This window comes from Pseudomonas sp. CGJS7 (genome assembly GCF_036961695.1).
Window position 1 is genome coordinate 45,334 of sequence record NZ_JBAMDI010000032.1, and the last position, 13,453, is coordinate 58,786.

Genomic DNA, 13,453 nt, shown 5'->3' on the forward strand with positions numbered 1-13,453 from the left:
ACGGGGCTCCGGTATCAGGTTTGCGGCTGCAGGCAATGGGCGAGTTCGCCGGCGGCGATGCGCTTGCGCGGGAAGCGCGGCAGGATCGCGGCGGCGGTGCGGCAGCCGGCGGCGAGCGCGTCGCTCAGGCTGGCTCGATTCAGGCACGCGGCCAGATAGCCGGTGTTGAAACTGTCGCCGGCGCCGACGGTGTCGAAGATGTCCGCGACCGCGTCGGTGACGTGGCGGACGCTGCGGCCGTCTACGTGTCCCAATGCGCCGGCGGCGCCGAGTTTGACGATCAGATGCGCGCCGGGCTTGAGCAGACCGGCCACACGCTGCACCGCGCGTTGCAGATCGCCGCCGCCGTCGTCGAGGTTGGCGATGCTCATCGCCTCCAGCTCATTGACCAGCAGATGGTCGCAATGGGCCAGCCAGCCCTCGACTTCCTCATGCACCCGCGGCGTCCAGCCTTCCGGCGGCCAGCCGGTGTCCAGCGCGACCCGATAGCCGCGCAACGAAGCCTCGGCCAACAACTGGGCGAAGTGTTCGCGCAGGCCCGGCAGCAGGAACGGCGCGGTGAACAAGGCGACGCTTCCGGCGCTGGCGCGCGGCAGGTGTTCGAGCACGAAGTCCGGGGTCAGATGCTGCAGGTGCCCGTAACTGGTGAAGAAGGTGCGTTCGCCGTCGGCGTGCAACAGGCCCACCGACATGGTGGTGTCGCTGGCGCAGGTCTGCAGTTCGACCCGGATGCCGGACAGTTGCAGCAGCAGCCATTGGGCGAGGTCGTCGTCGCCGATGGCGCCGATCAGATGCGGGCTCAGGCCGAGGTGGCGGGCGGCGAGGGCGGAGTTGGCGGCCGAACCGCCCGCACGCAGTTCGCTGCGCGGCAGCAGTTGTTCGGTGCCGATCTTGGGCCAGTCGGTCAGCGTGCCCAGGACCAGGTCGACGCTGACGTCGCCGACGATGCTGAAACGGGGCGGGGTGTAATGCGATTCGCCGAACGCGGGTTCGCCGGCCTGGGGCTGGCTGGATTGGGCGCGGCTGGGCAGGGGCTGGTCGTGCTTCATGGGGCGACTATAGTCACCCCAATTCGGCCCCGTCAATAAAAATATCCAGTGGAAGTTTAATTAAATGCGACGCCCCGTGGCGGTCGGGCGGTGACCCAGCAGCTCGGCGGCGTGGAGTTCGCCCAGGTCGTCTTTTTGCAGAACCTCCAGCCGCGGCGAGAGCAGCTCATGGATCGGCAGCACCGCCGCGCCCAGCAGCGAGCAGTCTTCCTCGCGCTGGGAAATCATCACCCGCGGCAGTTCCGGGGCGGGGCGGCCGCGCACCGAGCGGTGCCAGGGCTGGGCCAGTTCGACCAGGCGCTGGACCAGCTTCTGCGGCGCCGACCCGCCGATGACGATGGTCTGCGGGTCGAGCAGGTTCTCGATCATGCAGATGGCGTCGCGCAGCCGTTGGGACGCCTGCTTGCACCATTGCTGCAGGGCTTGGTCGTTGGCGTCGTCGAGGCGATCGAGCAAGTCCTGGGTATGGATCTGGGCGTCGTCCAGGCCCAGGGCTTCGGCCAGCGAATGCAGCGACAGGTAGCGCTCCAGGCAGCCCTGGTTGCCGCAGTAGCAAGCCGTGCCGCCCGGGACCACCGGCACATGGCCGATCTCGGTGGCGTTGCCGTCGGCGCCGCGGTAGTTGTTGCGGCCGACGATCAGCGAGCCGCCCAGACCCACGCTCAGGTGCAGATAGAAGAAGTTGTCCAGGTGCCGGGCGACGCCGTACAGGGTCTCGCCGAGCGCGCCGGCGACGCTGTCGACGCTGTGGAACAAGGGCAGGCCGGTGGCTTCCTGCAACTGGTCGAGGATCGACAGGTCTTTCCAGCCCTCCAGCGCGGTCGGGCCGACGAAACTCAGTTCGGTATCGCCGAGCGGGCCGGGCAGGGCCACGCCGATGCCCCAGACCCGGCTGTTGGCCTGCCGGCGCAGCTTGGCCACCAGTTCCAGCAGGCCGGCCAACAGCTGCGAGCGGTCGCAGCCTTGCAACTGCACCTCCCAGCGCGCATCGATCCGCCCGACCAGATTGACCAGCGCGCCCGAGGCGCGGCCCGGTTCCAGGCTGATGCCGATGGACTGGCCGGCGTCGGGATTGATCTCGAAGGCGATCGGCGGCTGGCCGCGGGTTTTCAGGTCTTTCTGCCGGCGCGAGACGATCAGCCCGATCGATTCCAGCTCATTGGTGATGTTGGCCACCGTCTGCGGGCTCAGCGAGACCTTCTCCTGGATGTCCTTGCGCGAAGCCGCGCCGTGCTGGCGGATGAAATCCAGCACCAGCCGGCGGTTGTAGGGGGCGCTGGATTGCTGGGTGGCGCCGCGGCCGTTGTTCATAGGGGTTGGAACCGGTTGAGCGTAGGGGAGGGGTGCTGCGTATTATTCATACATCCATGTGAAGTAATTATTGACGAGGGCCGGTCACATGGCTAAGTTGCGATCCGAGCCTAGTCTATCCGGAACCGTGCCGATGACCTGTTTGCCGCCCTCCCGCAAGACCGGAATTCAAACGATGGCCGCGCTGGCGATGGCGCTGGCCAGCCTGCTGCAGGTGGCCGCCGCGGCCTCGGCCGAGAAGTCCAAGACCACGGTGTCGGTGAGCCTGCCCAAGGCGCCGTTGCTGGTGCAGATCAATCAGGTGGCGCTGGAACGGCAGGGGCCGAAGCGGGCCATCGTCGAATATGCGGGCGATGCCGGTCAGGGCAGCTACACCGTGCTGCGCGACGGCAAGCCGATCAAGCAGGGCGAACTGTTGCCGCTGCAGCCGTTCAAGGAATGGAGCCCGGGCAAGCGTTACTTCAGCGTCGACTTTTCCGATGCCGAGCAGGCCGGCAAGTACCAGGTCGACGTGCGCATCGGCAAACAACAGGCGTCCTCGGCGCCGGTGCCGGTGCGCGACAACGCAGTCTTCGCCACCACCGGCGCGCAGTTGCTGGGCTACTTCAAGCGCAGCCGCCATACCGATGAGGCCGATCGCGATCTGCAAATCTTCCAGAGCACGCGCAGAGTGAATGCCTGGGGCGGCTGGCAGGATGCCGGCGGCGACAAGGGCAAATACCTGTCGCACCTGGGTTACGCCAACTATTTCAATCCGCAGCAGGCCTCGATGGCCGCCTGGGTGCTGGCCTACGGTGCGCACGCGCGCAAGGCGCTGTTCGCCGCGCACGGCCTGCAGACGCAGATCGAAGATGAGGCGTTCTGGGGCGCGGACTATCTGCATCGCACCCTGGATGCGGAAGGCTATTTCTACACCACCGTGTTCGACCAATGGGGAACGCCGGGCGCCCAGCGCATGGTCACCGGTTACGAAGGCGCGGCCGGCACCTACACCACGCTGTACCGTTCGGCGTTTCGCGCCGGCGGCGGCATGGCCATCGCCGCGCTCGCGCGCGCCTCGATGCTGGCCAAGCAGAGCGGCCGTCATGGCGAGTTCGACGGCGCTCAATACCTGGCCGATGCGGAACGTGGCTACGCGCACCTGCGCAAGTTCAATGCGCAATACGGCGCCGACGGCAAAGAAAACATCATCGACGACTACACCGCGTTGATGGCGCTGGTGGAGTTGCACAACGCCAGCGGCCAGTCGGCTTACCTCGACGACGCGCGCGAACGCGCCGCCCGCCTGATCGCGCGACAGCAGAAAGACGGCGGCTTCATCAGCGACGGCGGCCGCCGCCCGTACTACCACGCGGCCGAGGCGGGCCTGCCGGTGATCAGCCTGTCGGCCTATGTCGATATTGAACCCGAGCAGGGCCGTCGCCAACGCGCGCTGGACGCGATCGGCCTGGCGCTTGCGCACGAGCTGAGCATCACCAACGCCGTCGCCAACCCGTACGGCTACGCCCGCCAGCGCTTCCAGCTGACCCGGGACGGCAAGGCCGCGGGCGAGGTGCTGGAAGGCTTCTTCATTCCGCACCGCAATGAAACCGGCTACTGGTGGCAGGGCGAAAGCGCGCGTCTGGCTTCGCTCAGCGCGGCGATGATCGTCGGCGGCCGCAAGTTGGCCGATCAAGGCACGGCCGAGCAGGGCAAGGCCGGCTACGGGCTGCCCGCCGACCGCGCCGCTTATGCCCAGAACCAACTCGACTGGACCCTGGGCCGCAATCCTTACGGCATGTCCATGCTCTACGGCTTCGGCAAGCGCAACCCGCCGACGGTGTTGGAGAGCGCCGGCGAAATGTTCGTGGGCGGCATCTCCAACGGCATCACCGGCGCGGTCGGCAGCGATACCGGTTCTGGCATCAGCTTCGCGCCCGGTCCGGATTCGGAGCAGTGGCGCTGGGTCGAGCAATGGATTCCGCACACCACCTGGATGCTGTTCGCGGTGATGGCGATGAGTGAGAATCGAAGCTGAATTCGAGGCGCCTATCACGCAATTGAGTGTTGCGCCGCGCAGCCCGCGGCGCTCGCTGAATTCACATAATTCATCCGAACCCGCGCGTCCCCCTTCTGCAAGTGCTGGGGAGCGCGCACCATCTCTACGTTCTTGAAGCTAGCGCTTCTTTATTGGTTCTGCACCGGCCAATCAGACCGGCGTCATCGTCTGTAAGAACTTAGGGAAAACACCCATGAAACTGATATGGAAATTGGCCTTCGGCGCCATTTCGGCCGCCGGAGTCGTGCTCGTGTTCTCGGGTACGAAATCCGCGCGGGACACCGGATCAAACCTTGCATCGGTCGCGCAACCAGCGCCGAAGTCCGGCGCGAAGGCGGCGGCAATCACGAGCAAAGCCGCCAGCGCGTTATCGATCCCGCAAACCGGCGATCCGGTCAAAGGCAATTACTCCGCGTTGTTCAGCTGGCCGCTGATCGGCATCCATGCGGTGCTGCTGCCCGACGGCCGCGTGCTGACCTACGGCAGCGACGCGCGCGGCATCCAGACCGGCAAATTCATTTACGACGTGTGGGATCCGCTGTTCGGCATCGGCACCGATGCCCACACCACGCTGCCCAACAACACCGCGGTCGATCTGTTCTGCAGCGCGCAGTTGGTGCTGCCCGGCAGCGGCGATGTGCAGATCTTCGGCGGCGACATCACCAGCCCCGCCGGGCAGTCGACCAATAACCCCAATGCCGACGTCACCCTGTACCGCTTCGCCGACAACAGCCTGACCCGCACCGCGACCCTGCAGCGCAAGCGCTGGTACGCGACCGCCACCACCTTGCCCAACGGCGAGATCTTCCTGCAGGGCGGCAACGGCGGCGCCGACTATCCGGAAGTGCGCGCCACCGACGGCAAATACCGTTTGCTCAGCGCGGTTTCGACCCAGTCGCTGGACTGGTGGTATCCGCACAACTTCGTCGGCCCCGACGGCAATGTGTTCGGCCTGGTCGGGCAGAGCATGTACCGGGTGCGGCCGCTCGGCACGGGTTCGATGGAATCCTTGGGCCGGTTCGCCGGCAGCAATATCGGCCACGGCTCGGCGGCGGTGATGTTCGCGCCGTCGCGGATTCTGCAACTCGGCGGCGGCACCGATACCCGCAACGCGCTGCGCCAGGCGCATGTGATCGACATCAGCGAACGCGCGCCCAAAGTCACGGCGGCCGCGTCGATGGTGCGGCCGCGTCACTGGTCGACCGCAGCGGTGTTGCCCGACGGGCGCGTATTCGTTTCCGGCGGCGCGTTGCGCGATTCCAGCGTGCTCAAGACCCCGGCCGACTATCCGGACAAGGAAGTCGCCTACACCAGCGAGCTCTACGATCCGGCCACCAACAAATGGAGCGACGGCGCCACCGCGACCCGGATGCGCCTGTATCACTCCACCTCGTTGCTGCTGCCCGATGCCACCGTGTTGACCCTCGGCGGCGGCGCGCCCGGCCCGCAGACCAATCTCAGCGGCGAGATCTACTACCCGCCGTACTTGTTCGACGCCACCGGCAAGCCCGCGCCGCGTCCGACCCTGACCTCCGCGCCGATGACCGTCGACGCCGGCGGCACCCTCGCGCTGACCTCGCCGGAAGCGGCCACGGTCAAGCGGGTGGTGTTGATCAAGACCGGATCGGTCACCCATTCCTTCGACATGGATCAGCGCCGGTTGGAACTGAGCTTCGCTCGCGACGGCGAACGCATCACCGCCAACCTGCCGGCGTTGGAGACGTTGACGCCGCCGGGCTACTACATGCTGTTCCTGGTCAACGAAGCCGGTACGCCCTCGCGCGCCGACATCCTGCGGATCAACGCCCGGGCGATGACCCGCGCCTACAACGGCTACGGCATCTTCGAGGAAGGCGCCGCCGTCGCCGCCGGCGGGCTGGACGGCTCGGGCTACGCCTATGCCAGCGGCTTGTTGGGCAAACAGCTGAGCTGGAACGGTTCGACCTTCGTGTTCGGGCCGGCCAACGGCCCCAATACGGTCAGCAGCGCGACGATCGAATTGCCGGCGGGGAAATACTCGGTCTTGAACGTGCTGGCCGCGGCGGGCGGCGGCGATCAGGCCGGGCAAACCTTCGTCGTCACCTACGCCGACGGCAGCCAGACCAGCTTCAAGCAAGGCGTGACCGACTGGTACAACGCGCCGAAGTTCGGCGAAGCGGTTGCGATCACCATGCCGGCGCGATTGAGCTCCAACGGCAGCCGCGACTCGCGTCCGTTCCGTTTGTTCGGCTATCGCTTCACCCTCGATTCGAGCAAAGCGGTGCGCAGCCTGACCTTGCCGAACAACAGCAAGGTGCGAGTGCTGGGCGTCGAACCCAAGATTTGATCGGTGTTCGCGCAGGGGGCGTGCGCCGCGCTTGCGGCGTACGTCCGCGAATCAGAACGGGCGGCTGGTTTCCGTGGCCCAGGTCTTGCCGTTGCCCGCCTGCGCCAGCGGTATGCAGGCCTGATAGGCGCCGGGAATCGGGCGGTACTGCAAGACTTGGGTGGCGCCGGGTTCGGAAGTGAAGTAGCCGAGCAGGGTCAGCTCTTTCATCGTCTGGATGAAAGGGCGGTGTTGCTGAGCCGGTGGTTTGGGCGCGGTTCGCTCCGCTTCGACGGCCAGGCCATGCGCTTGCGTCACCAGCGCCGCGCGCAGCGCCGGGTCCAGTTCGAGAAAGGCGCGGCCGTGCGCGCGCCTGGCCTGGGCTTCGAAATCCGCCAAGCCCGCGACGAAACGCGCTTGATCGTCCTTCGGGTAAGCGTCCTTCAACATCTTGTCGATAAAGGCCGGGATACCGACGTCCTTGGCGCCGGGCGTGTCGGTGCGCGGAATCATGATCTCGGCGACCTCCGCCACCAGCGCGGCTTGCGCCTGGGTGAGGAAGACCGGTTTCCATTCGGACTTCGCACCCGTCTCAGCCGATGAGCCGGGCTCGGCCGAACAACCGGCGAGCACGCCGAGGATGGCCGGCGCCGACACCGCGCCGCCCATCAGCAAGGCAACCCGGCGTATCGCCTCGCGGCGGTGCAGGTCGGCGCTCATAGATTCATCCGCTTGAGTTCCTGCACGGCGTGATCGACGGCGCGCGCGGTCAACGCCATGTAGGTGAGCGATGGGTTCTGGCAGGCCGAGGAGGTCATGCACGAGCCGTCGGTGACATACACGTTCTTGCAGGCATGCACCTGGTTCCAGGCATTGAGCACAGAGGTTTGCGGATCCCGGCCCATGCGCGCGGTGCCCATCTCATGGATGCCCATGCCCAGATCGTCGGCGTTGTCGTATTCGCTGACGTTCTTGAATCCGGCCGCCTCCAGCATCGTCGCCGCTTCGGCGCTCATGTCCTTGCGCATCTTGACTTCGTTCTCGCGCAGGCCGGCATCGAAGGTCAGCACGCGCAGTCCGTATTTGTCCTTGCGCTCGGGATCGAAGCTGACGCGGTTGTCGCGATAGGGCAGGGTCTCGCCGAAACCGACCAGGCGCATGCCCCAGGGCCCGGGCTGCGCGGCCTTGCTCTTCAGCTCCGCGCCCAGCGCGGAATCCTGCATCAGCCGGGTCCAGCCCGATCGCCACGCGCCGCCCTGATAACCGAAGCCGCGCAGATAAGCGCGCTTGTCCTTGCCGATATTGACGAAGCGCGGAATGTAGATGCCGTTGGGGCGCTGGCCGCTGTAGTAGCGATCCTCGAAGCCGTCCACCTGTGCCGAAGCGCCAACGCCCAGATGATGATCCATGATGTTGCAGCCCAGCTCGCCGCTGTCGTTGCCGAGCCCTTGCGGAAAACGGCTGGAAACCGAATTCATCAGAATCGAGGTGGAGCCGAAGGTGGATGCGCACAGGAAGATCACCTTGGCGTGGAATTCCATCTGCTCGTTGGTTTCCGCATCGAGCACGCGCACGCCGCTGGCCCGGTCTTTGCCCGGATCGAAGATAAGTTCGTAGACGATCGAATTGGGCCGCAAGGTCATGTTGCCGGTGCTCTCCGCCGCGGGCAGCGTGCTGGAGTTGCTGCTGAAGTAAGCGCCGAACGGGCAACCGCGAACGCACAGGTTGCGGTACTGGCAGGTGCCGCGCTGCGGGCTGTGGGCGAGGGGAGCGGTGAGGTTGGCGGTACGGCCGATGGTGAGCGCGCGTCCCAGCTTGTCGGCGATCGCCTGCTTGAGATGCTGCTCGACGCAGTTCAACTCCATCGGCGGCAGGAACTGCCCGTCGGGCAGTTGCGCATAACCTTCGGCCTGGCCGCTGACGCCGATGAAACGTTCCACCCGGTCGTACCACGGCGCGATGTCCGCATAGCGGATCGGCCAGTCGACGCCGATGCCTTCCTTCGCGTTCGCTTCGAAATCCATCGGGCTCCAGCGATACGACTGCCGTCCCCACATGATCGAACGGCCGCCGACGTGATAGCCGCGCACCCAGCCGAACGGCTTCTTCTCGATGTAGGGATGTTCGGTGTCGTCGACGAACCAATGTTTGTTCGCCTGAGTCAGCACGCCGGCGCGCTGGGTCACCATCTGGTGGTGCAGGTCGTCCTCGGTCGGGCGGCCGCCGTAAGGCAGTTCCCAGATCTGCTTGAGCGCGGTCGGGTACTCGCCGTGCTTGACCATTCGCCCGCGATCGAGCACCAGGGTCTTCAATCCCTGCTCGGTCAGCTCCTTCGCGGCCCATCCGCCGCTGATGCCGGTGCCGACCACGATCGCGTCGAAGACATTGTTCCGGGTCGCCATGCATGGGCTGCCTTAGACCAATTCGTTGACGACTCTACCGCGAAAAATGGTTAGCATCGCAACGCTTGTCACAAGGCCGCTCGCTGACGATCCGCAACGTACGCGTTGCCGCAACGCAGCATCGCTTGTTGAATTCCGGCCCTGACATTTTTTGTCTTTGTTGAACCGGTCTTACTTTTTTTGACATAGCGAGAACACCATGCTGAATCGACGTGCTTTTCTCCAAAGCGGTTCGTTGGCGCTGGTCGCGATGATGTCCCCGAACGTGTTTGCCGCCAAACCGCGCAGCGGTCCGCTCGGAAAGCCGATCGGTCTGCAGCTGTGGACGATCCGCGAGGAGGTCGCCAAAGACCTGCCGGCCGCGTTGAAGGCGGTGGCCGCAATCGGCTACGGCGAAGTCGAGTTCGCGGGCATACCGAACATGCCCGTCGCCAAGGTGCGCACGTTGCTCGACGACAACGGCCTGGCCGCGCCCAGCATGCACTGCGGCATGTCCGATGCCCGCGACGGTCTGCAGCAACGCATCGACTTCGCCCAGGCCGTCGGCGCGCGCAACATCGTGATCTCGTTTCCCGCGACCGCCGATGCGCGTTTCAAGGACGGCAATGCGCTCGCCGCCGGCATGACCCTGGACGACTGGAAGTGGAACGCCGAGCAGCTCAACCGCATCGGCGAGCTGACCCGCAAAGCCGGCATCGCCTGCGGCTACCACAACCACAACATGGAGTTCCGTTCCTTCGACGGCGTCAGGGCCTACGACGAACTGCTGCGGCTGACCGATCCGAAACTGGTGACGATGCAGCTCGACATCGGCTGGGTCACCGCGGCCGGCGCCGATCCGCTCAAGCTGTTGACCGAGCATGCCGACCGTATTTCCTCGCTGCATATCAAGGACGTGCGCAAGAACGCGAAGACCTTCGTCGATCGCGTCGATACCCAGACCGTCGAGATCGGCAACGGCCGCGTCGACTGGCCGAAGCTGTTCTCGGCGATGGACCCGCAGAAGATTCGGCATTACTTCGTCGAACAGGAAAACTTCGAACGGCCGCCGCTGGCCAGCGCCAAGCTGAGTTTCCAGTACATGAGCCGCCTGAAATCCTGACGCGCCGAGGTCCTACCGTGCCCTTTCTGACAGCAGCCGCCATCAGAGATTCCTACGATGCGATCGTGGTCGGCTCCGGCGCCGCCGGAGGCCAGACCGCCTACACCCTGTGCATGGAAGGCGCGCGGGTATTGATGCTGGAAGCCGGACGCAACTACACGCCGGCGACCGAAACCGCGATGTTCCAGACCCCGGACCAGGCGCCGCTGCGCGGCGTCAACACCCCGGACAAGGCCTTCGGTTTCTACGACGCCACCGTCGACGGCGGCTGGCAAGTCCCCGGCGAGCCCTACGTCAACGCGCGCGAGGACCACGCCGGCCGCTTCGACTGGTGGCGCGCGCGCATGCTCGGCGGCCGCACCAATCACTGGGGCCGGATTTCGCTGCGCAACGGTGCTTACGACTTCAAGCCTTACAGCCGCGACGGCCTGGGCTTCGACTGGCCGATCGATTACGCCGATGTGGCGCCGTACTACGACAAGGTCGAGATGCTGATCGGCGTGTACGGCGACAACGACGGCCTGGAGAACACGCCGAATTCGCCCGACGGCGTGTTGCTGCCGCCGCCCAAGCCCAGGGTCAGCGATCTGCTGGTGCAGCAGCGCGCCGCGCGCCTGGGCGTTCCGGTGATCGCCGGACACCGCGCGGTGCTGACGCGGCCGCTGGACGCGGGCAACCTGCCGGCCAAGCTGCATCCGGGCAACCCGGAAGCGCAGCGGATCCTGCGCGAAGCGATGCAGCGGCGCGCCGCTTGCTGGTGGGCCACGCCCTGTGGCCGCGGCTGCTCGACCGGGGCCAATTACCAATCGACTACCGTGCATCTGCCGCCGGCGCTGGCGACCGGAAGACTCGACATCGTCTGCGATGCGATGGTGCGCGAAGTCGTGCTCGGCGCGAAGGGCAAGGCCGACGGCGTTCGCTTCATCGACAAGACCAGCGGCAGCGAATTCGCCGCCTCCGCGCGGGTGGTGGTGCTGGCCGCCAGTGCCTGCGAATCGGCGCGGATCCTGCTCAACTCCAAATCCACTTCGTTTCCCAACGGTCTGGCCAACTCCAGCGGCAAGGTCGGCCGTTACGTGATGGACACCGTCGGCGCCGACCTGACCGGGCAAGTGCCGCTGCTGGAAAACCTGCCGCTGCACAACGAAGACGGCGCCGACGGCGGCCACATGTATTCGCCGTGGTGGCTGTACAAGGAACAATTGGCCGGCAAGCTCGGTTTCGCCCGCGGCTATCACATCGAATTCGGCGGCGGCCGGCGCATGCCCGGCGTGCACACCGGCGCCGGGCTGGAATGGCTCACCGGCGGCAGCTACGGCGTGAAGTTCAAACAGGACGTACGCCGCTATTACGGCTCCTTCGTCGGCTTCGCCGGCCGCGGCGAAATGATTCCGAACGAAAATTCGTACTGCGAGATCGATCCGCAGGTCAAAGACAAGTGGGGCATCCCGGTGCTGCGCTTCCACTGGCAATGGTCCGAACACGAAACCCGCCAGGCCGCGCACATGCAACGCACCTTCGCCGACATCATCGAAGCGATGGGCGGGCGGGTGCAGGGTCAAGTCCAGACCGACGGCGCCAAGGCCATCGACACCGGCGGCTCGATCATCCACGAACTCGGCGGCGCGATCATGGGCGCCGATCCGAAGACCTCGGTCACCGACCGCTGGTGCCGGACCTGGGACGTGGACAATCTCTACATCACCGATGGCGCGGTGTTCGCCTCCAACGCCGACAAGAACCCGACCCTGACCATCATGGCGCTGGCCTGGCGCGCCAGCGACCACATCCTGGCGCGCATGCGCCGCAAGGAGCTGTGATGGACCGCCGCACGACCTTGAAGTGGATGCTGACCGCGGCCAGCGCGCTGCCGCTGATGCAACTGACCGCCTGCAGTTCCGATCCGCCGCCGCCCCGACTGCCCTCGGGCGTGGGTTACGGCACCGACCCGGACCTGCTCAAGACCTACGGCCCGGGATCGATCTGGCCGCTGACCCTGGACGAACGCCAGCGGCGCATCGCCACCGCGCTGTGCAACCTGATCGTTCCCGACGAAGCCGACGCGCCGGGCGCCGTCGTGGTCGGCGTGGTCGATTTCATCAACGAATGGGTCAGCGCGCCGTACCCGCGGCAAGCCGCCGACCGCAAACTGATCCTGGCCGGATTCGACTGGCTCGATGCGCAGGCGCGGCAGCGTTTTTCGCGCAGCTTCGGTGCGGCGATCGAGAGTCAGCGCATCGCGATCTGCGACGACATCTGCTATCTGCCCAAGGCCGCGGACGAACACAAACAGGCCGCGGAATTCTTCGCCCGTTATCGCGACCTGACCATCGGCGGATTCTGCACCTCGCCGCAAGGCCGGCATTACCTCGGCTATGTCGGCAACGTGCCCTTGCCCAGCTTCGACGGCCCGCCGCCGGAAGTGCTCAAACTCGTGGGAGTGGGTTGATGCCATCGATCGCACATCGCGATCGCATGCCGGCCGTGCGCCGGTTCGCCTGGAGAAGACATCGCATGAACATGAAGTTGCTCGGCGCCTGCCTGCTGGCATTGACCTGCGGCATCGGCGCGCAAGCCGCGGAACAGCCCGGAAAGCAGTGGCAGTCGTTGTTCGACGGCAAGACCCTGGACGGCTGGCGCGCCAGCGAAAAGCCGGGCTCTTTCAGCGTGCGCGACGGCCAGATCGTGGTGCGCGGCCCGCGTTCGCATCTGTACTACGTGGGCGAGGTGCAGCGCCACGACTTGCGCGACTTCGAATTGCAGCTCCAGGTCATGACCAAGCCCGGCGCCAACTCCGGCGTCTACTTCCACACCGCCTGGCAGCAGGACGGCTGGCCCGGCAAAGGCTATGAAGTCCAGGTCAACAACAGCCAGAGCGATCCCAAGCGCACCGGCGGCTTGTACGGCGTGCAAGACAACTACCAGGCGCCGGCCAAGGACAACGTCTGGTTCACGATGCGCATCCGCGTCGAAGGCAACCGCGTCCGCACCTTCGTCGACGGCAAGCAGATCGTCGACTACACCCAGCCCGAGCGGCTGGAGCGGCCGGAGGAGATGAAGGGCAGGGTGCTGTCGTCGGGGACGTTCGCCTTGCAGGCGCACGATCCGGACAGCGAAGTGCACTACCGCAACATCAAGGTGCGGGCGTTGCCCTGAAGTCTTGATTCGGCCGGCGACCGCAGCGGCCAGCGGAATTGCGACGAAGTAAGCGAAGCGATCGGGCGCCGACCCGATCGCTCCGGATGA

Annotated in this window: 11 protein-coding genes; 6 read left to right on the forward strand and 5 right to left on the reverse strand. The window is 65.9% G+C overall.

Translation table 11 applies throughout. The annotated features are described in order from the left end of the window. Nucleotides 1–14 precede the first annotated feature (14 nt). Together V7787_RS20050 and V7787_RS20055 are read right to left on the reverse strand one after the other, a co-directional pair. Nucleotides 15–1,049: a carbohydrate kinase family protein gene (locus V7787_RS20050; protein ID WP_336089283.1), complete on the reverse strand. Its 1,035-nt coding sequence runs from the start codon at nucleotides 1,047–1,049 to the stop codon at nucleotides 15–17. Nucleotides 1,050–1,109: 60 nt separating this feature from the next. Continuing rightward, entirely contained in the window at nucleotides 1,110–2,360 is a 1,251-nt protein-coding gene (locus V7787_RS20055) for an ROK family transcriptional regulator (protein ID WP_336089284.1), read from the reverse strand. Between the two features lie 175 nt (nucleotides 2,361–2,535). Between V7787_RS20055 and V7787_RS20060 the strand changes: the two genes are divergently transcribed. Beyond that, nucleotides 2,536–4,377: a glycoside hydrolase family 9 protein gene (locus tag V7787_RS20060; protein WP_336089285.1), complete on the forward strand. Its 1,842-nt coding sequence runs from the start codon at nucleotides 2,536–2,538 to the stop codon at nucleotides 4,375–4,377. 171 nt (nucleotides 4,378–4,548) lie between these two features. On the opposite strand, the gene V7787_RS20065 is transcribed toward V7787_RS20060, so the two are convergent. Next, the gene (locus V7787_RS20065) at nucleotides 4,549–4,797 is read right to left on the reverse strand and encodes a hypothetical protein (RefSeq protein ID WP_336089286.1); all 249 of its coding nucleotides are present in this window, start codon (nucleotides 4,795–4,797) and stop codon (nucleotides 4,549–4,551) included. 16 nt (nucleotides 4,798–4,813) lie between these two features. Here V7787_RS20065 and V7787_RS20070 point away from each other — a divergent pair, with 16 nt between their 5' ends. Next, nucleotides 4,814–6,724: a galactose oxidase-like domain-containing protein gene (locus tag V7787_RS20070; protein ID WP_336089287.1), complete on the forward strand. Its 1,911-nt coding sequence runs from the start codon at nucleotides 4,814–4,816 to the stop codon at nucleotides 6,722–6,724. Nucleotides 6,725–6,775: 51 nt separating this feature from the next. Here the strand turns inward: V7787_RS20070 and V7787_RS20075 are convergent, their stop codons facing one another. Together V7787_RS20075 and V7787_RS20080 are read right to left on the reverse strand one after the other, a co-directional pair. Next, nucleotides 6,776–7,423, reverse strand: coding sequence for a gluconate 2-dehydrogenase subunit 3 family protein (locus tag V7787_RS20075; RefSeq protein ID WP_336089289.1), 648 nt, complete (start codon nucleotides 7,421–7,423; stop codon nucleotides 6,776–6,778). Then, on the reverse strand, nucleotides 7,420–9,105 hold the full coding sequence (locus tag V7787_RS20080; protein ID WP_336089290.1) for a GMC family oxidoreductase: 1,686 nt from the start codon (nucleotides 9,103–9,105) through the stop codon (nucleotides 7,420–7,422). Before V7787_RS20080 ends, V7787_RS20075 begins: the two co-directional genes overlap by 4 nt. A 199-nt stretch (nucleotides 9,106–9,304) precedes the next feature. Between V7787_RS20080 and V7787_RS20085 the strand changes: the two genes are divergently transcribed. From V7787_RS20085 to V7787_RS20100, 4 genes are all read left to right on the forward strand, one after another. Next, complete coding sequence (locus tag V7787_RS20085) at nucleotides 9,305–10,207, forward strand: sugar phosphate isomerase/epimerase family protein (protein ID WP_336089291.1); 903 nt, start codon at nucleotides 9,305–9,307, stop codon at nucleotides 10,205–10,207. Between the two features lie 17 nt (nucleotides 10,208–10,224). After that, nucleotides 10,225–12,027, forward strand: a complete 1,803-nt coding sequence (locus V7787_RS20090) for a GMC family oxidoreductase (RefSeq protein ID WP_336089292.1) — start codon at nucleotides 10,225–10,227, stop codon at nucleotides 12,025–12,027. Next, entirely contained in the window at nucleotides 12,027–12,656 is a 630-nt protein-coding gene (locus V7787_RS20095) for a gluconate 2-dehydrogenase subunit 3 family protein (RefSeq protein WP_336089293.1), read from the forward strand. Before V7787_RS20090 ends, V7787_RS20095 begins: the two co-directional genes overlap by 1 nt. A gap of 65 nt (nucleotides 12,657–12,721) precedes the next feature. Next, on the forward strand, nucleotides 12,722–13,363 hold the full coding sequence (locus V7787_RS20100; protein WP_336089294.1) for a 3-keto-disaccharide hydrolase: 642 nt from the start codon (nucleotides 12,722–12,724) through the stop codon (nucleotides 13,361–13,363). The last annotated feature ends 90 nt before the right edge of the window (nucleotides 13,364–13,453 follow it).

Bases quoted from the DNA above. Each gene is read 5' to 3' on its own strand.
- V7787_RS20080 (WP_336089290.1), bottom strand. From the start codon at position 9,105: ATGGCGACCCGGAACAATGTCTTCGACGCGATCGTGGTCGGCACCGGC.
- V7787_RS20100 (WP_336089294.1), top strand. From the start codon at position 12,722: ATGAACATGAAGTTGCTCGGCGCCTGCCTGCTGGCATTGACCTGCGGC.
- V7787_RS20075 (WP_336089289.1), bottom strand. From the start codon at position 7,423: ATGAGCGCCGACCTGCACCGCCGCGAGGCGATACGCCGGGTTGCCTTG.
- V7787_RS20055 (WP_336089284.1), bottom strand. From the start codon at position 2,360: ATGAACAACGGCCGCGGCGCCACCCAGCAATCCAGCGCCCCCTACAAC.
- V7787_RS20095 (WP_336089293.1), top strand. From the start codon at position 12,027: ATGGACCGCCGCACGACCTTGAAGTGGATGCTGACCGCGGCCAGCGCG.
- V7787_RS20085 (WP_336089291.1), top strand. From the start codon at position 9,305: ATGCTGAATCGACGTGCTTTTCTCCAAAGCGGTTCGTTGGCGCTGGTC.
- V7787_RS20050 (WP_336089283.1), bottom strand. From the start codon at position 1,049: ATGAAGCACGACCAGCCCCTGCCCAGCCGCGCCCAATCCAGCCAGCCC.
- V7787_RS20060 (WP_336089285.1), top strand. From the start codon at position 2,536: ATGGCCGCGCTGGCGATGGCGCTGGCCAGCCTGCTGCAGGTGGCCGCC.